Origin of the sequence: Marinobacter sp. MIT930201 (genome assembly GCF_047122665.1) — a bacterium.
Lineage (GTDB): Bacteria > Pseudomonadota > Gammaproteobacteria > Pseudomonadales > Oleiphilaceae > Marinobacter > Marinobacter salarius.
Genome location: NZ_CP138916.1, coordinates 1,522,176 through 1,543,225 on the forward strand (window position 1 = coordinate 1,522,176; position 21,050 = coordinate 1,543,225).

Consider the following 21,050-nt stretch of genomic DNA (forward strand, 5'->3'; position numbering starts at 1 on the left):
ATCAGGCCCTGCTTGCGCGCCAGGCTGAGGGTGACAGCCCCTCCCACTTGCGGAAGGCACGGCCGAAATTGGACGGGTCGCTATACCCCAGGCGATAGGCAATGTCATCGATCCCGAGGTCGGTGCGCCGAAGCAGCTCCAGTGAACGCCGGTGGCGGATGTCATCAAGGATGCCCTGAAATTTCAGGCCTTCGGCACTGAGCTGACGGCGCAGCGTCCTGGGTGACACACCCAGTTGCGCTGCCACGGAATCAATACCCGGAAGCCGGCCATCCCGTACCGATTCCAGCAACCGCCCCACGCGCTCGGGAATCGATGTGGTCGCCTCCAGCGATCGCATTTCCTCCTCGCATTGCGCTTCTGCTACCCGACGCGCCACAGGATTGGACAGGGAAATTGGCAGTTCCAGAAATTCCTTGCGAAAACGGAGCTGATTGGCGCCGGCGTCAAACCGGATACGATTGCCGAACAGCGACTCATAGGCCGGGGCATACTCCGGTGGCGGATAATTCAGTCGACAACTTCCACCATCAAGCAGGCGGCGTCCGAACAGGAGCAGGTTCACATCCATAAGCGAGGCCAGCACCACTTCTGCGTTGAACCAATGCAGATCATCCAGGGCGTGCACGATATCGAGTTGCAGCACAGCGTCGCTGCCCTCGGTAAAGAAACTCAGATTCATATACACGAACCGGATACGGAAATACTTGATCAACACCGTAAGAGCCTGGCCAATGTTGTCACAGCTGATGGCGGCCTGTGACAGGGAACCGTGGGTAGTGAACTTCAGGCGCTTGCCATATTCCAGCCCCAGGGCCGGGTCGTGACTCAATGCCAATGCCGAGCGACAAAGACGACTGAACTGCTCCACGGTGATGAAGTTGTCGGGGTGCCCCAACATGGCCGGACGAATATCGGCCGAGCGCAGCAACTCGGGACGCGCAGCACCCTTCTCTTCCGCCAACTGGCAAAGGATATCGGCGTAGTGGGCGCGAATAACGGGCAGATTGCCGGTCTTTCCGGGAGCATTCATGTTGGCCAAGCGTTCCTGAATAAATACCTGCAAAAGATTAGCCGTGATGATAGCGGTCGGCAATCTCCCTGCAGACGACACCGAGCGGCGGAGAAGCCAGCCAGTACAAGTGGGAAAAAATACCGCCCAACAGATCCGCCTGCCCATCGCCCCCGTAAATATCGTGACTGACAAACCCGGGGCGAGTGCATAGAATGATGAACACAACAATGCCAAATCATGCGACTGTCAAGGAGCGTCCGGTGTCCACACTGGATCAGAAGCCAGCACGAGCCGAGGGCCGCAAGGACCCCTGGAGCCAATTGCTGGAGAAAGTGGGAAAGAACCAGGATCGGCAGGCCTACCACGCTTTGTTCGAGCACTTTGGTCCTCAGATCAAGTATTACGCCATGGCCAATGGCATGGCGAGTCACGCCGAGGAGCTGGTACAGGAGGTTTTCGTATCGATCTGGCGGCGCTCCTGCTTGTACGACTGGAGGAAGGCAGCCGCGTCGACCTGGATTTTCACCATCGCCCGTAACCAACGCATTGACATGCTGCGCAAGATGAAACGCACGAGTGCGGAGATGCCGGTTGAAACGGAAGATCTGTGGCAGATTCCCGGCGAAAACGAAGACGAGCCGGTTACGTCGCTGCACCGCCTGATGTCTGAACGTCGCGTGCGAGAGTCCCTCAGCCACCTGCCGGAAGAACAGATTACAGTAATCGCCAAGGTCTACATGGAAAGCAAGTCACACCAGATGGTGGCGGACGAGCTCAACATACCGCTAGGTACCGTAAAAAGCCGGGTACGCCTGGCACTGAACAAACTGAAAGTGATTTTGCAGGACCAGAACGTATGACACGGCACCATCCAGACACACTTACCCTGATGGAATTCAGTGCAGGCAACCTCAGTGAGCCCCACGCACTGTGCATTCGTCTCCATCTGGACCAGTGCCCCCATTGTCGCAGCCGTGTGGATACGCTCGACAGCCTGGGTGCCGTCATGATGGAAAGTCAGCCCCAGGTCGGTGTTTCATCGGACATGTTTGACGCTATCCTGTCACGCATAGACAGCGAGCCTGACATGACGGAGACCTACATCAGTACACAAGCCAAGCGCATGAGCCCTCTTCAAAAGTTGTTGGGCGACGATCTCAACTCGCTGCCCTGGAAACGTCAGCTCGGCGATGTCAGTGTGCTGGATATCAGCGAACGGTTTCCCGGCCAGAGCGAGCAGGTGGTGCTTCAGAAACTGGCCGCCGGTGGGAAGGCACCCGCGCATACCCACAGAGGGAGTGAAACCACGATAGTTCTTCAGGGTGCATTCTCAGACCAGAAAGGTGTGTTCAACCAGTGGGACTTCGTGGTACTCAATCAGGAAGACGAGCACAAACCTGTGGCGGTTGGCTGCGAAGACTGCATCACCCTGTCGGTGCTCAGCGCACCGGTTAAATTAACCGGCACGTTCACTCGCTTATTGAACCCCTTTATACGCTGAGGCGGATGGACCGGAAACTGTACCGGCCTGGCCGAAGCCTTGGCCGAAAATGACCGGCCTTTGTCAGTTTGTGACCTTCCGGACGACACGTTGATAAACGATACTGATTACGTTGATTAGTGTCTCTGAACTAGTCCGGCCCACCCCCCGTCGGGTTGGGCACTTGCTTACAGGCCACGCTCTTGCGTGGCCTTTTTTATGCCTGCTCACTTCACCCCATGAATACGATATCCGACGACTGATTAGAGACAGCCGGCAGGGCTGGGTTACAATCGTGACTTTTCTCCGGAGATGCAGCATGACGGGTGACGACTTCCATTTCCGCTTCGGCGGTATCGAACGACTCTATGGCCGCCGGGCACTGGAGCACTTCCGTCACGCTCACATTGCCATCGTTGGATTGGGTGGCGTGGGCTCCTGGGCGGCTGAAGCCCTTGCCCGCTCCGGCGTCGGCACCTTGACGTTGATCGACATGGACGATATCTGCGTGTCCAATACCAATCGCCAGCTCCACGCGCTTAGCGGGCAATACGGGCGCACCAAGACGGACGCCATGGCAGACCGTTTGCGGTCGATCAACCCGGAGGGTGACATTCGGGTCCATTTCGGGTTCCTGAACACGAAAAACGTCGATGAACTGATTACCCCGGAGATGTCAGGGGTGGTCGATGCCATCGACAGCGTCAAAGCCAAGGCCGGGCTGATTGCACACTGTCAGCGTCGCAAGATTCCATTGGTGTGTGCTGGCGGCGCCGGCGGTCAGATGGACCCGACCCAGATCCGCGTCAGTGACCTGAGCAAAACCACACAGGATCCATTGTTGGCCAAGGTGCGTAATACACTCCGTCGGGAGTACGGGTTCTCACGCAATCCCAAACGGCGTTTCGGAATTGAAGCCGTGTACTCCCTGGAACAGCTCACGTATCCTGCAGGGGACGGTGAGGTTTGCCTACAGAAGCCTGCCACCGAAGGCCCGGTCCGTCTGGATTGCGCCTCCGGGTTTGGTGCTGCCAGCCCCGTCACCGCCAGTTTTGGTTTCTTCGCGGCGGCGCGGTTGCTGGCTCGCCTGGCACGCAAGGCCAATTCCGACAAGACGGCAGACTTTCCTGCAGGACTACAGAATTAAACCCATACTTCAACGGAACTGACCCCATTATGACCGTCAGCACTGTCTTTCTCCTTGCCTGTATCGGTGTGCTCTCCCTGTTTTGCCAGTGGCTCGCCTGGCGGGTTCGCATGCCGGCCATCCTGTTCCTGCTGGCCGGCGGCATTGCCGCAGGGCCGCTGCTGGGATTTCTGGACCCCGAAGTCGTGTTTGGAGACCTGCTGTTCCCGGTCATCTCCCTGGCCGTTGCCATTATCCTGTTTGAAGGCAGCCTGACGCTCCGCTACGACGAAATACGTGGCCATGGCAAGATGGTTCGCAATCTGATTCCCGTCGGCTCCATTGTCACCTGCATCATTGGTACCCTGGCCGCCCGCTGGATCCTTGATGTGTCATGGGAGGTGGCCCTCCTGTTTGGCGCCATATCCATCGTCACCGGCCCTACCGTCATCGCCCCTCTGCTCCGATCTGTGCGACCGGACGCAAAACTGGCCAACATTCTGCGCTGGGAGGGCATCATCATCGACCCAGTGGGCGCCCTGCTGGCGGTGCTGGTCTTCGAGGGCATTGTGTCCTGGGGCCAGGGCAACGTGTTCAGCCACTCGCTGTATATTTTTGGCAAGACCCTTGCAGTGGGTTTCCTGATTGGCGCTGTCGCGGGCTGGCTGAACGGCATTGCGTTGCGCAAGCACCTGCTGCCGCAATACCTGCACAACGCCGGCACCCTGACGTTCATGCTCGGGGTCTATGCCCTGTCGAATGAAATGGCCCACGAGTCCGGCCTGCTGACGGTCACTGTGATGGGCATCTGGATGGCCAACATGAAGCAGGTCCCCATCGACAGCATCCTGGAGTTCAAGGAATCCCTGAGCGTGCTGCTGATTTCCGCTCTCTTCATTATCCTGGCAGCACGGGTGGAGTTCGAAGCCATCGCTCAACTGGGCTGGGGGCTGGTGGCCGTGTTGGCGTTGCTGATGCTGGTTGCACGCCCGGCAAGCATCTTCCTGTCGGCCATTGGCACCAGTCTCAACTGGCGCGACAAACTGTTCCTGAGCTGGATCGCCCCCCGAGGCATTGTAGCCGCTGCCGTATCCGCCCTGTTTGCGTTTCAGTTGCAGAAACTGGGCTACGAAAGCGCCGGAGCCCTGGTGCCACTGATATTCATGCTGATCATCGCCACCGTCACCCTGCAGAGTCTTACCGCGAGGCCTCTGGCGAGGCTTCTGAAGGTCGCCGAGCCGGCGGAATACGGCTTCCTGATTCTCGGTGCCAACCCGGTGGCCCGAAAAATCGGCCTGGCACTGAAAAAGCTGGAGGTCCCCGTTACCCTGGCGGACACCAACTGGGAGAACGTCAAACAGGCGCGCATGGAAAACCTCCAGGTGTATTTCGGCAACCCCGTGTCGGAGCATGCGTCGACCCACCTGGATCTCACCGGCATTGGCAACCTGCTGGTTATTTCCCCTTACAAGCACATGAATTCCCTGGCCACCTACCACTTCCTGGACTGGTTCGGAAAAGACTCAGTGCTAACCCTGGCCGAAGGGGATCAGGACCAGAAGGCCCGGCACCAGACCGCCGAGAAAATACAGCTTACGAGAGGACTCTTCGACGGAGTGAGCTACGCCAAGCTGGCCAGTTTGGCCAGCCAAGGGTATACGGTGAAGACCACCCAGCTCAGTGACGAATTTACGTTCGAGGATTTCCTGGACAAGTACGACCGTCAGGCCATGGTGCTGTTCGTGGTGAACACGCGCGAACACATCACGCCGGTCAAGAGCATGGAGGCCATCAAGCCCGAGAAAGACTGGACATTGGTAAGCCTGGTGCCACCCCAGGCGAGGAAGGAACGCAAGGAGCGGGATACCGGGGAGTCGCCGGAACAGCCACCGGAACCCGCTCCAACCTGAGCGTATCAGCGGGCCCCGCAGTCCAGGACCAGTTTACCCCGAACGTGCCCACCCTCCAGCAAGCGGTGGGCATCAGCGACCTGATCCAGCGGGAAGGCCTTGTCGATATGGACACGCACCTCGCCGTCCTCGATCAGTTCGGCGATCTCATCGAGATGAAACACATCGGGGCGGACGGTCATGCCATGGGCTCTCAACCCAAGGGACTCAGCCGCGGTTATGATCTCATCTGCCGTCACGGTGGGAATCGTGACCAGTACGCCGTGCTCACTCAGGGTGTGCAGGGAACGCTTGCCCGCTTCGCCGCCGACCAGATCCAGCACCACGTCCAGACCATAGCACTCGTCTACAACGTCGGTGGTGTGGTAATCAATCACCTCATGGACGCCAAAAGCCGCCAGGAAATCGCGATTACTGGATGAAGCAGTGGCGATCACATGGGCGCCCCGTTCAAGCGCAAACTGCACGGCGAAATGCCCGACTCCGCCAGCACCGGCGTGAATCAGCACTTTCTGACCAGCCTCCAGTTCCGCCACTTCGAACAATGCCTGCCAGGCGGTCAACGCGGCCAGCGGCAAAGCGCCGGCAGTCATCAGGTCCAGTTCCTCGGGCACAATGGCCAACTCGTCGGCGCGAGCCACTGCGTATTGGGAATAACCTCCTCCGCCAGCCGGGAAGCCCACCATGCCCATCACCCGATCGCCTGGCGCCAACGTCGTCACGTCAGCACCAACCGCAATCACTTCGCCCGAAACATCGTAGCCGGGCGTCCATGGCAGGTGGTCTTCAATCTGACGGGCGGCAAATCCCAGGCCTTTCCGCGTCTTCCAGTCGATGGGGTTCAACCCCGCGCCCGCCACCCTGAGCAAAACTTCCTCGGCGCCCGGCTCGGGGATGGTGGAACTTTCGATCCGCAGTACGTCAGTATCGCCAAAGTGGTCATAGACCACGTGACGCATGGCATGACCAGAATTCGGATCAACGGTGTTTTCCATGGGGCTCTCCAGACAGCTTCAGGGACAGGATCATTTGTTCAGACTAGCAGAATCCTCAAGGTGTGGTATCAAAGCCGCGACCACCGGGCACCATCGCTCCACCGAGGATGTCGGCGTATTCCGCAGGCATCCGCGAGGGCCTCTGGCTCTTCATGTTGACACAGGCATGGGTGGATACCGCGCGCACCAGGGTCTTGCCATCGGATTCACGCACCAGTTGGAATTGCCGCGCCGAGCGAAAGCGCCCATCGAACCCAGTCAGCCAGGTGCCCAGCACCAGCCGGTCGCCGGCATTGGCGGACGCCAGGTAATCGATTTCAGTACGGGTAATGGCCATGGCTTTGCCGGTTTTTTCATGCAGCTCCCAGGTCATGCCGAGGCTGTCGATGTGCTGCCAGCTGATATCTTCAAGCCAGCGCACGTACACCACGTTATTGGCGTGCCCGAGCCTGTCAGTGTCCGCGTCCCGGACGTCGATGGTCATGGTGAATGGTTCGGGAAGATCCCAGTTCACCGGATCAAACTCACTCATTGTCGCTGTCTCCCAACCCCGGAATAGCCGACAAGGCTAGCCGGCCGATGCGGTCGTTGTGAAGTGAACCAAAGTAGAGGTGACCGTCATGGGGGTTGACCGACGTGATCTCCCGCAGATGGGTACCCTTGGTGTCGTGAAGACTGGTAATCACGCTGCCGTCCGCGTCCATGGCCACTACCAGCCCGTATTCCTGGGGCTTCGGCTTGAAGTAATCTGGCAGTTTGGCCAGCAGGTCTTTCAGCCATGGCTGCCGATGCAGGGCATCCACCTGGGCATTCCGGAGCGTGGGAAACGCAACCCAGTAGCGGCCCTCGTGGTCGACCGCCAGGTTGTCGGGGAACCCGGGCAGGTTGTCGGCAAACACTTCCGCCTGTCCGGGATAGCGGCCACCGATCCAGTACTTGAGGATTCGATACTTCCAGGTTTCATTCACCAACAGGTACTCGCCGTCCGGCGACACCGCCACACCATTGGCAAAATGCAGGTTGCTGAGCAACACCTCGGTTTTACCGGTGGCCGGATCATAACGAAGCAGGCGACCGTGAGGGCGCATCTCAAGCAAATCCAGCTGATACTCAGGCTGACGGAATCGCGAACTGGCATCCGTAAAGTAGATGCGGCCGTCCGGGGCAATATCCACATCGTCGGTGAAACGGAATGGCAAGCCTTCTGCCTCTCGGGTCAGTACGGTGACGGTCTTGTCCGGCGCTATGGAGAGAAGCCCCTTCCAGGCATCCGCCACGATGAGATTGCCGTGGCGATCAAACACCATCCCCAACGGCCGGCCTCCGGTTTCCAGCCACTTCTCCGTCTGGCCATCCGGTTTGACCCGGACGATCCAGCCATCCTGCGTGCCAGTGTAGAGAATACCGTCGTCATCCACCGTGGTGTCTTCAGGGCCGTACACCTCTCCCCTGGCCAGCAGGTCTGCCAGTCTCAGGCGTTCGTTGGGCGCCAGCTTACCGGTCAATGGCTGCGGCGAAGGGGCGTTCCAGGCCTGGCTGTTAATGGGAGATGGCGACAACAGGAAGCCCCCCAGCACCAAAAAACCAATCAGCAATGCGCCCAGAAGCCACTTCATAGAGGATGCCTGTTCCTGTCAGATACGATTCCGTAACCTTATCAGACACCCGCCAGCGGCTAAACTGGCAGGTACCCGCCGCTACCAGGCGCTAATCCGTGAGGAAACGACGACACAGTGCCGCAAAGCTGTCGGGTTTCTCTGCGTGCAACCAGTGCCCTGTGCCGTTGATGATTCGCAAATCCGCTGCGGGAAAGCGCTGACGGATGTCGTCGCGGTGTTTCTCCTGGATATAGGCCGAATCGGCCCCCTTGATAAACAATACCGGACCTTCAAACGGCCCGCTCCCCTCCGGTGCCTGCGCAAGGCGGGGATAACATTGCTCTATCACCGGCAGGTTCAGCCGCCAGCGGTACGGTCCGGGATGCTGGCCTTGTTCTTCATCCCCCACCCGCACCAGGTTCTTCAGCAGGAACTGCCTGACACCAAGCTCCTCTACATGGTCTGCCAGCACCCTGTCGGCATCCTGTCGCGTGCGGATAGAGCCCAGATCCACTGAGGTCAGCCCCTCCAGCACCACATCATGACGGGGTTTATAGGTCACCGGTGAGATATCCGCCACGATAATTCGCTCAACCCGGCCCGGAGCTTTCAATGCCACCTGCATCGCGGTCTTTCCGCCCATGGAGTGACCCAGAATAGACGCCTTTTCCAGCCCCTGAGCGTCCATGTACGCCAACACGTCGTCGGCCATAGCCGGGTAATCCATGGTGTCGGTATGGGGGGAAGCGCCGTGATTGCGCTGATCCAGAGCATGAATCTGCCACTGGTCCTGCAGGCGACGGGTGATACCTCCCAGATTTTCCAGCGAGCCAAACAGGCCATGGAGAAGGATCAATGGCGGGCCTTCGCCGGTAATGCGGTAATTGAGTTCAACACTCATGGTCATGACCTCCTAGAGTCGCCGGACAGGTTCGTGTGAGAACGGGCTGCTATCGTTAAACCGACTACATTACCATCGAATGTTATTGGAACAAGGGCAAGCCGCAGGCTTACCCGACAACCGGCCAGATATTTCAGGCAAAAAAAAGCCGGGGTCTCCCCCGGCTCAGGTCATAAACGTTTGCTGAAACTGATTAGCAGTAGTACATGCTGTTCAGGTACTCAGCCAAAGCGGCAATGTTGGAGCGCTCCAGCTCGTTATGGGGCACAAAAATTTCCAGTTCCATGAAAACACCTCCAATCCAGATGTGCGAGTGAGAATCCTCGATGACTTAATGCTATCGTTGTTAGGACAATAAACCGTTGACAGGCTGTCCCACAGGTTTGACATTTTGTATCAGTACCGATGAATTCCTGTTAACCCTCAATCATAGGTGACCGTGAACTCACCCCAGGCAAAAGCCACCACATCGCCACTGGTTGCAGCCTCGAGCACGCTGGCCCTGGTTCATTACCTGGACCGCCAGGGCGTGCTGGACATCCCCACCGTTGAGCGGATCGCCGGGTTCAACAAAAACGAGCTGGCAGACCCGGACCTGCGCATTCCGGCCGAGCGCCATTACCGCCTGTGGGAACACGCTGAAAAGGTCACCGGAGACCCTGCCGTTGGCCTCCATGCCGGCCAGGTGGTCGATCCTGACCGAATGGGCCTGGTCGGGCACGTGTTTTTCAATTGCGACACTCTCGGCGAGGCCGTTACCCAGTATGTTCGCCTGCACCGGTTGATTAACGAATCGGTGATCCTGAGTTTTGAACAAACCGGCGAGCAGGCCATCCTGACCTGGCAGGCGGACACCCCCGGGCACTACTGTCGCCAGGATATGGACCGGACGCTGGCGGCGGCTCTATGCCGCACCCGGCATTTCATCCACCCTTCCATCGTTGCCGAGTGGGCCGAGATCGCCCACCGGAAACCAGGCTATGCCGATGAATACCAGCGATTACTGGGTGGCCCGGTGTTTTTTGGCTGTAGTGCAACTCGCCTGGCCTTCAGTAGCCACCACCTGAGCCATCCGATTCCCCATCGCAACCCCTACGTTTATTCCGCCGTGCTGAAGCAGGTCAACGCAGTGCTGGCCCGGCTGCAAAGCAGGCGCACCTTCGGCCGCAAGATCCGGCGGCTGATTTCACGCCAGATGTCCACCGATCGCATCGACGCCGACACACTGGCGAAACAGTGCCATATGAGCCGGCAAACCCTGTATCGACGGTTAAAGAAAGAAGGGCTTGGATTTCACGAGCTGGTGGAGGAAGTCCGCAAGGACAAAGCCTTGCGCTACGTGGCGTCGGACCACTACGCATTGGGCGAAATCGCTTTCCTGCTGGGTTTTTCCGAGCTCAGCGCCTTCAGCCGCGCGTTCAAGCGCTGGACCGGGATGGCACCGGCCCAGTACCGCGCCCGCCACCTGAACATCGACAATGGAGACGCGCCGGAATGAGTATCGCTGACGTGCCCTGGCTGCCCCTCGCACTGGCCCTGATCTACCTGGCCGCGGCTGCCTGCATCTATCGGATACTGATGACCTACCGCGTGGCACAGGGAGCCATCGCCTGGATTCTGGCACTGATCGGCCTGCCCTATGTCGCCGTTCCCATGTTCCTGTTGTTCGGACGCAACCGGTTCGGCGGCTATATCAGGGCCAGACGCACCGGCGACGCCGCGCTGACGGAACTGCTCAACCATTTCGAACAGCAGACGGCAGCGGTCAGCAAACGCGACGACGAACATGTTCCGGACGAACTCCAGGTCCTCTGCAAGCTGGGCCGGCAGCCGTTTACCACCGGGAATCGATGCGACCTCCTCAAGAATGGAGAAGCCACCTTTGAGGCGCTGTTCGATGCCATGGAAAACGCCCGACACTACATTCTCCTGGAGTTCTACATTGTTCGCTCCGACAAGGTCGGCCAACGCATCAAGTCGATCCTGAAACGCAAGCTGGCCCAGGGCGTTCAGGTCTGGTTCCTCTATGACGACATTGGCAGTGTCTGGCTACCGCGGAAGTACCTCCGGGAACTGGCCGCCGCCGGTGCAAAGGTTGCCTCGTTCGGAGACGGCAATTTTCGTCGCATGCGCCTGCAGGTCAACTTCCGCAATCATCGGAAACTGCTGGTCTGTGATGGTGAGGTCGGATTTGTCGGAGGCATCAACCTCGGCGACGAGTATCTGGGCACTGCCATGGACGAGGAGCCCTGGCGTGACAGCCACTGCCGCATCACCGGCCCGGCGGTGACCGGGCTGCAACTGGCCTGGCTCGAGGACTGGAACTGGGCCAGTGAGGACTTCCCGACGCTCAACTGGACGCCTTCCCAACCGACGCCTGGCGATCAGGAAGTCCTGATTCTGCCCACCGGCCCGGCGGATACCTACGAAACCTGCACGCTGTTTTTCCTCAATTGCATCAACAATGCCCGTACGCGGATCTGGATCGCCTCACCGTATTTCGTGCCCGACGTTCAGATCATGAACGCCCTGCAACTGGCGGCCCTGCGGGGTGTGGACGTGCGAATCATTATCCCCGAGAAATCTGACAGCCGGCTGATCCGACTGGCTGCGTACTCATACCTGGTACAGGCATGCCGCGCCGGCATCGGCATCTATCGCTATCAGCCGGGCTTCATGCATCAGAAAGTCGTATTGGTGGATGACCGCTACGCGGCCATCGGCACCGCCAACCTGGACAACCGCTCGATGCGACTGAACTTCGAGATAACCGCCATCAGTACCGCCGTTGAGTTTGTGAGCGGCATTGAACATCTGCTGGAACAGGATCTCACCACCAGTCGACTGATGACGGAACGGGATTACCGGGACCGTTCTGTGGCCTTCCGGTTGACGTGCCGCACCATACGGTTGCTTGGCCCCCTGCTCTGAAACCGCCCACCAGGGCCTGGCCCGTTTTGGTGTGCCCATTTTCCATACGCAAAGAATGTGAGAGTATTCCAGAACCATTGAGCCAGCATGCTGTAACGAAGCAGGACCATGACCACATTCAAGCCCCGCGAAACCCTGACCGAACAGGTCGCCCGTCACATCGAAAACCTCATCGCATTCGGCCAGCTTCGCTCCGGCGAACGCATCTATGAAAGCGCCATGGCAAAGCAAATGGACGTGAGCCATGGGTCGATCCGCGAAGGCTTGCTTCTGCTTGAAAAACGCCACCTGGTACAGAACGTGCCCCGCAAGGGCGCATTCGTTACGCCGCTGGACGACTATTTTGTACGCAGCCTGTACGAAGTGCTGCAACTGTACCTGACCCATACCGGGCGCAAGCTGGTGCGGCAGTGGCAGGCAACCGACATCGACAAGCTCGAATCCCTCTACCAGCGCATGAAAGGCTGCCACGACAATAACGACCTGCTGGCGTTTCTGGAGCTAGGCATAGAGTACACTCAGGCGTCGCTGGCCTATGCCGACAACTATTTCATCATTTCCGCCATTGAGGATCTGTGGCCATCGGCGAAACGTTGCGCCTTTGTGGCGTTCCAGCGCGGTGGCAACCGGGTGCTGGAAGACAATCTGGCCCATGTGCGGGAGTCGATAGGTGCCATCAAGGAACGGGACGAGGAACGTCTTGCAGCTATTCTGGCCGGGTACGCAGAACAACAGTGTCAGCAGGTGCTTGACGCTATCCACAGCGCATCGGCTACGGCTTGAGCAACGGGCAGCTCATTCGAACAGGCGGGTAAACGAAAAGCCGACGTTGAGATAGGCACTCCAGTCATCCCGGTTGTTGTAGGCCGTGGCAATCTGTACCGGCCCCAGAAAGGTTTCAATGCCGGCAAACAGACTCCCAGAGCGCAACAGGTTGTTCCAGCGAGCTTCCCCCAGCGAGGACCAGGCGTTACCAGTCTCGAACCCGGCTCCGGCAAACCAGGGCACAAACGGCCCGCCAAATTCCTGGCGGACGAAGACGCCCGCCAGGGCCGCATCCTCTCCCGCCACTTCGCCCTGACTGTATGCCGATAGCCGGTGAAAGCCGCCCAACAATACTGAATTCTCGATGCCGGCAACGCCCTTGGTGACCGCATTGGCATACAACAAGCCGGTGATACTGGCCCGTCTCCAGCTTGCGGTGCCCAGGGCCATGACGGTGACCGAATCAAAATGACGGTCGGACCCAAGGCCCGGGCGCTCGAACCGGCCACGGATGCCGGCGAACCCGCCGGATTCCGGCAGGAAGGTATCGTCGAGGGAATCGTGAACGAGCTGGAGCCGGAGACTGCCACTCTGGATCGAACCAGAGGGCCCCATAGGCTCGCCAATCTGCTCGTCGACAGTGGCGTAGCCCCGCACATATTCAAGACGCACCTCTCCGTTTACACCCAGTTCGGTACCCAGGGCCAGATCCACCTGGCGATTGGTGATATCCACTTCGGTTATGCGCTCGCCTTCGCCATCGAACGCACTCAGGCTTTCACGGGAATAGGCACCGCCCAGCGTGAGGAATCTTTCGAAACCATAGTCCAGTGGCTGGAACCATTCGGTTCGAACCCGGGGCTGGGTGCCCAACTGAAGCCCGGTCGTCCACTCACCGCCCAGGGCATTCAGCCCCGTCATCCGCAACGACGTGGCGACATTAAACCGAGTATCGTTCTCGAAATTGTCTTCGTAGTTCAGGCCAAAGGACAGGTAGTTCGGCCCCCAGCTTTTCTCGCGAACCCGGATAACCAGGTCCGTGCCGGGGCCGTCGGTCGGCACCAGCGAATAGGAAACGGTTTCATAGTAACCGAGGCCGTAGATACGCTTGAGATCCTCCTCCAACGCCTGCACGTCCAGAGGCTCCCCCGTCTGCTGCCGTATACGCTCGCGAAGGAAATCTCCCGCCAGGCGTGAACGGTCATCAATGCGAATGTCGCTGATAACACCCGGGCTGAACGAGTGTGCCTTTAACCGGTTGCGAAATCGGTCCCACTCATCGTCACTGACACTCAGGTGACGAAGCTCACCGGCGTGACCACGCGCACTGCTGGCGCCCAGTTCGAACAGCGCCGGGGCCTCGTAGAAATCCGCCGAGGACAGCCCCTTCAGATCCGGCCGAACCAGGATGTCCTGATCATCCAGCAACTTGAGCTGTCGCTCGGTATTTTGCCGCGTCATCATGGTGGTCAACTGGCCAACCACAGAAAACGCCTCGCGTATATCCTCCCGCTCCAAAAGGGGATCAGTGATATCTACGGCAATGACAATATCGGCTCCAAGCTCATGAGCCACACTGATCGGCAGGTTGTTGGCCACGCCTCCGTCCACCAGCAAACGCCCATCGAGCGTGACGGGTGCATAGACGCCGGGAATGCTCATGCTGGCGCGGATGGCTTCCGACAGGTTGCCACTGCCGATGACAATTTCCTCACCGGTTTCCAGATCCGTGGCGATTGCCCTGAATGGAATGGCCAGTTCATCAAAATCCTCAACGAGGGCGGCATCGCGGGTGAGCTCATTGAGAATAAAACCCAGGTTCTGGCCGGCTATGATACCGCCACCCAAATGCAGGCCGTCCAGGCGCACACCGATACCGGGGGATACGGGATAGCGCCAGCCCTGGCGCTTGCGCCTGACGGGCTTGTAGGCACGTCCCGGGTCGTCACGGAAACTGGATACCCAGTCCATCTCAATAAAGCGCTCTTCAATCTCCTGGACTTCCATACCGGAGGCATAGAGTGCCCCAACGGCAGAGCCGGCACTGGTACCCACCACAATATCCACTGGCACCTTCAGCTCTTCCAGCACTCGCAGCACACCCACATGGGCCATGCCCTTGGCTCCACCGCCGCTTAGCACCAGGCCCACTTTCGGCCGCCCAACATCAGCTATGAGGGGCATGGCTGCGAGCATCGCGAGCAGGAGGCCAATCAATCGAGCTGGTAACATCATCCCGTCCAACTGTCAGGCATCGTCTGCGGGATCCTCGTCCGCCAGCGACAGGTGGGAGACATCTGGCACAACCGGTGGTGGAACCTCACGCTTCACACCCAGGTCGCTGCCCGGAGGCGCCAGCGACCAGTCGTCCAGGTGCTGGAACATGGGAGCGGGAGCCTCCCGGTGCTCCTCCAGCGTGACGCCAACGGGGTCAAGTGTCAGTCCGGACCCGGAAAGAATGCTGTCGACCTTGTCGCCCGCCACCGGCAAGCGGTCGCCCGGCTCAACGGCAACGGCGCTTCCTGATCTGGTATCATTGCGCGCCGGCTCCGCCGGAGGCGCTGAAGGTACTGGTTTTGGCTCTGACGGTGATTGAGCGGCGGGTGCCGTACGCGCGGCAGAGGTGACAGCGCCCTCCATGGGCTGCACATAAGCCACCATGCCGTGCTTTTGCAGCACCGAGCGGTACTTTTCCGCCTGGACTTCCTCCAGCTTGTTGCGGATAACAACTGGCTGACCGCTGAACATACGCTCAATCTGGTCCACCGTTGCCTTGAACAGGGTTCTGGCATTACTGCGAGCGGTTGCCGGGTCGGTCCCCGGTGTGCATTCACCTTTAAAGACGAGTTGGAACATCATCCTGCCTCTATGCGCTTCTGTTTTTATCCATAGTAGTTGATCCTGGCAGGCTCCGGAAATCCACACCCAGCCGACGGATCTTCTGAACATTGCAAACAATTGAAAAATGCGCGCAAAAAATGCGCAAACTCGTTCGCACTCTGCGATAATCAACAGTAACTAAACGTTACATATGTTTACACTGATCGACGAACCGATTCCAAAGGAGTGGCTCTCATGGCCATCAAACGCATCACCGGCGCTCTCAGCCTGTTACTGGCACTGGCCTCGCAACCGGTCATGGCAGGCAACCTGGACGTGTTGCTAAGTGGAATCTTCCCCGATAAACAAGCTACTTACATTGGCTATGAAAGCATTGAGCGTGAAGACATTCCCGCCACATCGGCCGTCGAGCGTAAATACCTGATCGTCGATTTCAGATTCGAGTCCGAGCCCCCTCAGGAACAGCTTCAGGCCAACGTACACCGGGTCTGCATGGCTCTGCTGAAAGATCGCGAGCTGATTCGTTCGCTGTCCGACTCGGGCTACGACATGGTCGCCGTCGCCTTTGACCGCAAGTCGCAGTTCGACTGCCTCTGACACGTTCCAGTCACTGATCCCGTCCCAGAAGGCGCGGAAAGGATTCGAGAGCACTGTTCACGGAATCCAGATTAAACGCCTCCACGTCCGCCAGCAGTTTCTCTCCATATCGTGTAACCGAGGGCGAACGGAACCGCTTACCCCATACCAGCACCCGGTTGGCAAAATCCTTCATCTGTTCCGGATCGCCGCTTTCCCGCACCGTCTCCCACTCGTCGCCAAAATCTCGTGCAAGCTGTTCCTGCAGCCATCCGCGTTCCTGCATACTGAGTGTCTGGGCCAGCAGACGCTCCGATTCCTCGGGTGTGCCATCGTCTTCGGCCTGGGCGCCCGTTGCCTCAACCCGAGGAAGCTTGACCGTAAAGGTGGAGCCCGACCCGGGCTCACTTTCAACCTGTAGTTCACCACCCATCATCCGCACCAGCTTGCGGCTGATGGCCAGGCCCAGCCCCGTACCCCCATAACGCCGCGTGTTCTGCCCTTCCTGCTGTTCAAAGGCGTCAAAGATCTGCTCCTGCTGGTCAGGAGGAATACCGATGCCGGTATCAGACACTGTCACAACCAAACGGTAAAAGCAGCGACGATCAGCCTCACTGTCCGCCTCCTCGACCGGCTTCTCCGATGACTTTCGCGGTGTGGCCGTGGCACGGACTGTCACACCACCTTCATGGGTAAACTTGATGGCATTGCCAACAAGATTGAAAAGCACCTGCCTCAGTCGCGTTTCATCCAGCATCATTGCCGCCGGCATCTTGGAATCAACGCTGACTTCCAACGAGATACCCTGCTCGGTGGCGCGCAGGTCGAATATGTGGCGTACGTCACTGAGCAGCCGTCGCACCGATACCGCCGAATACTCCAGCCGCATTTTTCCTGCTTCGATGCGGGACAGATCCAGGATGTCGTTGATCAGCATCAACAGGCTGCGGCTGCCCGCGCGAATGGCATCCAGGTAATTGCGTTGCTGGGGATCCTTGACGGTATTACTGAGCAAGTCGCTGTAGCCAATCACCGCGTTCATCGGCGTGCGGATCTCATGGGACATATTGGCGAGGAATTCGCTTTTCGTCAGGCTGGCCGCCTCAGCTTCCCGCGCCAGGCGCTCCGCCTCCAGTTTGGCCGCCCGAAGCTCGTCTTCGCTGCGGCGTAGTGCGTTTTCAGATCGGATTCGCTCGTCTACCTCCCGCGACAGTTTACGGTTCCAGTACAGGAAGATCAGTACCACCACGAGGGCGATAAGCACAATACGACGCACCACGGTGTAGTCCGTTTCCTGTTCGATATCCAGGTGGATCCAGCGATTGTAGATCGACTCGGTCTCGGTGGCATCCAGACTGCCCAGCGCTTTATTGAGGATGCGCTGTAATTCAGGCCGCTCCTTACTGACGGCGAACCTTAGCTCATACTGGTAAGGCGTGATGCTTGTTATCCGAAGGTTGGACAACCCCAGGCGGGCAACGGTATAGCTGACTGCCGGAATATGAGTCACCATGACGTCGAGGTCGCCGTTGGACAGGGCCAGCAGCCCTTCCTCGATGGACGTCATCGGATACAGATCGAGATTGGGGTGGTTGATCAATAGGTAGTCATGCCCCGCCTGGCGGTTAACCACACCCACCTTTTCGTCTCTCAGCTCCCTCAATTCGCCGATAAAGCGACCGTCGTCACGGATGGCAAGGGCAATGGGAACGGTCAAATAGGCACGGCTGAACAGGAAAGATTCCTCGACCCTTGGGGTTCGGGACATTGCGGGCAGTATATCCACCTCCCCCGAACGCAAAGCGTTTTCCTCATCGGCGCTGTTGTCCATCACCTGACGGCTGAAGCGAATGTTCAGTTGTTCTTCCAGGCGTTTGACCAGATCCGGCACGAGCCCGGCAGACTGACCATTCTGGGTATACTCGAACGGCGGCCAATCCGGCCGGAAGGCCACTCGAAGATTCGGGTTTTGATTGAGAAATGCCCTCTCGTCAACCGACAGGGAAATGGCGGAGGGATCCAGTTCCGGCAACTCGGTCTGCAACCACGACTGGCGGATCGACCGGTGCTCACCGTGGTCAATCGCCAGAACTGCCTGGTTGAGCACCCGATACAACTGGTCGCGCTCCTGGTCATTCTCCTGGTGACTCTCCGCTGCCATTTCCAGCACCACGTCGACCGATTGCTGGTTCAGCAGCGTGGCCACCCCAACCCCATTGACCATGGCAGACTGCAGATAGTCCGACACCACCGGAACCGGGCCCAGAAACGCATCCGCCTGTCCTGACAACACCCTGCCAACGGCTTCGCTGATACTGGAAACCGGCACGGGTGAAAAGCTATCGACAGGGTCAAGCAATGCGAACTGGTTGGGATCGTTGGTGATCAGGGCAATGTTCGCGTCCTCAAGGTCCGAGAGCGTGCGAATGCCTGCATCATCGGCACCAACGAATATGCCATAGGTCAAACTCATCAGCGGCGAGGAAAGCACTACATTGGAAGGAGGGGAACGATGGGCCAGATGGGTACTCAACCGGGCATCCAGGGTCCCATCCTGCAACCATTCACCGAGTTGTTCTTCCGGAGCCGACACCGGCTCAATAGGCACACCAAGCTTCTCTGACAGCCGATTGAGGTAATCAATGAAGATGCCCGCCAGCTCCCCCTCGCCGGTATCAAACACCAGCGGCACCTGACCACTTCGCACCCCGACCCGGAACGATTCTCTCTCCGCCAGCCAGCGCAGATCCTCGCTACCCAGCACCGGCGCCGGAGAGGGTTGCGGCGGCTCAGCAGCGGGCACGCCGGGCACCAGAATAGCGGTCAGCAACAGCACAAAATGAAAAACGGACCTCACTGGATATCCTCACCGGTTCGGCTACAGTTCAGGGAACCATACCCGTAAATTCTTCCGATTGCATTCAGCGGGTTACCCGATCTACTCTGATCGTGCCCACAGCGTTTTAAAGCACCGGCTACCTTGGGGAGAACCATAACCATGGATACCAGCAAACACGATTTCAGCACGCTTTTTGAACAACTCGGTATGCCATCCGACAGCGTCAGCATTGAGAGTTTTATCGCCCAGCACTCGCCACTGCCCCCGGAAATTGCGTTGCAGGATGCCCCTTTCTGGTCGGAAAGCCAGTCACATTTCCTCGAAGAGGGCCTCGAGGACGACTCTGACTGGGCGGAAATTATCGATGAGCTCGATGCCCTGATGCGGCACTGAGTCAGACATCACGTCCTGCAATAAGCACCTGGTCGCGGCCGGAGTCCTTGGCGAGGTACAGAGCCTTGTCGGCCCGGTCGAACACATCGTCCTCGTCATCGTCCCCATCAAATTCCGCCAGCCCTGCCGAAAACGTCACCGACACCGGTTCTCCCCGGAAATGGAACGGCAGCTCCGCGATATGCCCGCGCATGCTATCCAATACCGACCGGGCGTTGTCCACATTGGTTTCCGGCAACAGGATCACGAACTCTTCCCCGCCAAAACGGGCGATGAAGTCGGTTGCCCTCAGCCGCTCACGGAGGGCACGGGCAACCAGTTGCAACACGCGATCACCCGCCTTGTGGCCATAGGAATCGTTCACACGCTTGAAAAAATCAATATCAAGCACACAGACCGACAGTGAATGACGATAACGCTGCCAGCGCTGATACTCGAACGACAGTCGCTCCTGCCAGGCTTCCCGGTTGGGTAATTGGGTCAGGACATCGGTAAGGGCTTTTTCGCGTTCCTCCCGGAGTTTTTCCCGGACCTGTTCCGACTGGGCCTCCATCGTCACCAGTTTTTCCTGCATGAGCTCCAGTTGCAGCGACAGGTTGCGCTCGCGCTCGGACTCCTGCTCCCGAAACCGCTCGACGGCCCCACTGATCGTCTCGAGGTGCTGGCTCACTGAGTCTTTCAGCCCGTCGAAGTCAACGCTGCTTTCCACTTGCTGGCCGAACGACCATAGCTCCTGGCGGATATCGCGATCCAATTCCTGCGAGGCATCCAGTCGCCCGGCCTGGGCATTCGCCTGCTCAGTAAAACACTGGCGCAACGCGTCCAGCCGTTCATCGAGACGCCGAAGGAAGGCCTCAAACTCCCTTTGCCCCCGGGTAACCGCGGCGATTACCAGTTCCGCCACGCTGCTCAGCCCCTCCCGCAGCTCATCCCAGTTATCGCTGCTCAACAGCGATTCCTGTAGCCGTCGGGCTCTTGCCTCCGACGCAGCCTCCAGTGTCACCTGATCCAGCATATGCCCCAGCAGTTCACCAACCCGCCGTGCAATCTTCAGGCGTTCGCTGTCTTCTGTGCCAGGCATCGCCAGTTCAACGGCAGGCGAAGCCAGCGTGTTCTCGGCGGCTTCCGCCAACATCGGCTGGTCGGACGGCTCCTGGCTTCCCCGGCCACCAAACAGCCGGCCAAACCGACTTCGTTTGCGATCCTGCCCGTCACCGCTGCCCAGCCCAGTTTCCAACACCAATGCCAGATCGACCAACCATCCGGTCGCATCGAGCTGAAGGGTTTCCGGTTTCCGGAGTCGCTTCTCCAGGTCTCGAATACGGTCCTTGCCGGATTTGAACATAGGATGGGAGCGCAGTTCCGACAGCAACTGCTCGAATGTGGTTCTCAGCCGGTCCGTGGATTCAGACTTGCGGTCGTCCAGGGCCGCCACCTGACGGTCAATTCTCTCCTGCAAATCCCGCCAGCTGTCTGCGTTGAGAGGGGGCTTTCGTAACTCGTCACGAACCCGTTCCAGCAAACGGTCCAGCTCCGCAGTCTGTCCTTCGGACGCCAGACTGGTACGCACCAGCATACGCTGAAGCAGGTTTCTTTCAGCTTCCCAATGCGATTCACGCTGTTCTGAAGATTCAAGTGCCTGGAGGTACTTATCCTTCCAGGATGGGTCCGATGACATTT

General features: G+C 58.7%; 18 protein-coding genes. 9 read left to right on the plus strand and 9 right to left on the minus strand.

The window, feature by feature from the left end; translation table 11 throughout:
• Position 1 precedes the first annotated feature (1 nt).
• Positions 2 to 1,033 (minus strand): AraC family transcriptional regulator, encoded by a 1,032-nt coding sequence (locus tag SIC19_RS07095; protein ID WP_075195038.1) that lies wholly within the window; start codon positions 1,031 to 1,033, stop codon positions 2 to 4.
• Positions 1,034 to 1,275: 242 nt separating this feature from the next.
• Here SIC19_RS07095 and SIC19_RS07100 point away from each other — a divergent pair, with 242 nt between their 5' ends.
• From SIC19_RS07100 to SIC19_RS07115, 4 genes are all read left to right on the plus strand, one after another.
• Positions 1,276 to 1,875, plus strand: a complete 600-nt coding sequence (locus SIC19_RS07100) for a sigma-70 family RNA polymerase sigma factor (protein WP_036203098.1) — start codon at positions 1,276 to 1,278, stop codon at positions 1,873 to 1,875.
• Complete coding sequence (locus SIC19_RS07105) at positions 1,872 to 2,516, plus strand: ChrR family anti-sigma-E factor (RefSeq protein ID WP_041332624.1); 645 nt, start codon at positions 1,872 to 1,874, stop codon at positions 2,514 to 2,516. Before SIC19_RS07100 ends, SIC19_RS07105 begins: the two co-directional genes overlap by 4 nt.
• Before the next feature lie 298 nt (positions 2,517 to 2,814).
• On the plus strand, positions 2,815 to 3,642 hold the full coding sequence (tcdA, locus tag SIC19_RS07110; protein WP_041332623.1) for a tRNA cyclic N6-threonylcarbamoyladenosine(37) synthase TcdA: 828 nt from the start codon (positions 2,815 to 2,817) through the stop codon (positions 3,640 to 3,642).
• A gap of 29 nt (positions 3,643 to 3,671) precedes the next feature.
• Positions 3,672 to 5,531: a cation:proton antiporter gene (locus SIC19_RS07115; RefSeq protein ID WP_075195016.1), complete on the plus strand. Its 1,860-nt coding sequence runs from the start codon at positions 3,672 to 3,674 to the stop codon at positions 5,529 to 5,531.
• Positions 5,532 to 5,536: 5 nt separating this feature from the next.
• On the opposite strand, the gene SIC19_RS07120 is transcribed toward SIC19_RS07115, so the two are convergent.
• The 4 genes from SIC19_RS07120 to SIC19_RS07135 all read right to left on the minus strand — a co-directional run bounded on the left by SIC19_RS07120 (position 5,537) and on the right by SIC19_RS07135 (position 9,025).
• Positions 5,537 to 6,526 (minus strand): NADP-dependent oxidoreductase, encoded by a 990-nt coding sequence (locus tag SIC19_RS07120; RefSeq protein WP_127402123.1) that lies wholly within the window; start codon positions 6,524 to 6,526, stop codon positions 5,537 to 5,539.
• A gap of 55 nt (positions 6,527 to 6,581) precedes the next feature.
• Positions 6,582 to 7,058 carry an acyl-CoA thioesterase gene (locus SIC19_RS07125; RefSeq protein WP_036203084.1) on the minus strand — a complete coding sequence of 159 codons (477 nt, stop codon included), beginning with the start codon at positions 7,056 to 7,058 and terminating at the stop codon, positions 6,582 to 6,584.
• A complete protein-coding gene (locus tag SIC19_RS07130) occupies positions 7,051 to 8,142 on the minus strand; it encodes an SMP-30/gluconolactonase/LRE family protein (RefSeq protein ID WP_075195015.1) in 1,092 nt (363 codons plus the stop codon). The genes SIC19_RS07125 and SIC19_RS07130 overlap by 8 nt, the downstream gene beginning before the upstream one ends.
• Positions 8,143 to 8,233: 91 nt before the next feature.
• On the minus strand, positions 8,234 to 9,025 hold the full coding sequence (locus tag SIC19_RS07135; RefSeq protein ID WP_041336437.1) for an alpha/beta fold hydrolase: 792 nt from the start codon (positions 9,023 to 9,025) through the stop codon (positions 8,234 to 8,236).
• Positions 9,026 to 9,458: 433 nt separating this feature from the next.
• Here SIC19_RS07135 and SIC19_RS07140 point away from each other — a divergent pair, with 433 nt between their 5' ends.
• The 3 genes from SIC19_RS07140 (at position 9,459) to SIC19_RS07150 (ending at position 12,739) form a co-directional block, all read left to right on the plus strand.
• Positions 9,459 to 10,523: an AraC family transcriptional regulator gene (locus SIC19_RS07140; protein WP_091642229.1), complete on the plus strand. Its 1,065-nt coding sequence runs from the start codon at positions 9,459 to 9,461 to the stop codon at positions 10,521 to 10,523.
• The gene (gene cls, locus SIC19_RS07145; protein ID WP_127402124.1) at positions 10,520 to 11,956 is read left to right on the plus strand and encodes a cardiolipin synthase; all 1,437 of its coding nucleotides are present in this window, start codon (positions 10,520 to 10,522) and stop codon (positions 11,954 to 11,956) included. Before SIC19_RS07140 ends, cls begins: the two co-directional genes overlap by 4 nt.
• A gap of 108 nt (positions 11,957 to 12,064) precedes the next feature.
• The gene (locus SIC19_RS07150; RefSeq protein WP_075195014.1) at positions 12,065 to 12,739 is read left to right on the plus strand and encodes a GntR family transcriptional regulator; all 675 of its coding nucleotides are present in this window, start codon (positions 12,065 to 12,067) and stop codon (positions 12,737 to 12,739) included.
• Positions 12,740 to 12,751: 12 nt separating this feature from the next.
• Here the strand turns inward: SIC19_RS07150 and SIC19_RS07155 are convergent, their stop codons facing one another.
• Entirely contained in the window at positions 12,752 to 14,905 is a 2,154-nt protein-coding gene (locus SIC19_RS07155; RefSeq protein ID WP_228712278.1) for a patatin-like phospholipase family protein, read from the minus strand.
• Positions 14,906 to 14,968: 63 nt separating this feature from the next.
• Positions 14,969 to 15,577, minus strand: a complete 609-nt coding sequence (locus SIC19_RS07160) for a hypothetical protein (protein ID WP_075195035.1) — start codon at positions 15,575 to 15,577, stop codon at positions 14,969 to 14,971.
• A gap of 219 nt (positions 15,578 to 15,796) precedes the next feature.
• Here SIC19_RS07160 and SIC19_RS07165 point away from each other — a divergent pair, with 219 nt between their 5' ends.
• Positions 15,797 to 16,159 carry a hypothetical protein gene (locus tag SIC19_RS07165; protein ID WP_036203070.1) on the plus strand — a complete coding sequence of 121 codons (363 nt, stop codon included), beginning with the start codon at positions 15,797 to 15,799 and terminating at the stop codon, positions 16,157 to 16,159.
• Between the two features lie 10 nt (positions 16,160 to 16,169).
• Here the strand turns inward: SIC19_RS07165 and SIC19_RS07170 are convergent, their stop codons facing one another.
• Positions 16,170 to 18,995 carry a transporter substrate-binding domain-containing protein gene (locus tag SIC19_RS07170; RefSeq protein WP_085681686.1) on the minus strand — a complete coding sequence of 942 codons (2,826 nt, stop codon included), beginning with the start codon at positions 18,993 to 18,995 and terminating at the stop codon, positions 16,170 to 16,172.
• A gap of 141 nt (positions 18,996 to 19,136) precedes the next feature.
• Here SIC19_RS07170 and SIC19_RS07175 point away from each other — a divergent pair, with 141 nt between their 5' ends.
• Positions 19,137 to 19,370, plus strand: coding sequence for a DUF2789 domain-containing protein (locus tag SIC19_RS07175; RefSeq protein ID WP_036203064.1), 234 nt, complete (start codon positions 19,137 to 19,139; stop codon positions 19,368 to 19,370).
• 1 nt (position 19,371) lies between these two features.
• Here SIC19_RS07175 and SIC19_RS07180 read toward each other — a convergent pair whose 3' ends face one another.
• Positions 19,372 to 21,048, minus strand: coding sequence for a GGDEF domain-containing protein (locus tag SIC19_RS07180; RefSeq protein ID WP_041332620.1), 1,677 nt, complete (start codon positions 21,046 to 21,048; stop codon positions 19,372 to 19,374).
• Positions 21,049 to 21,050: the final 2 nt, after the last annotated feature.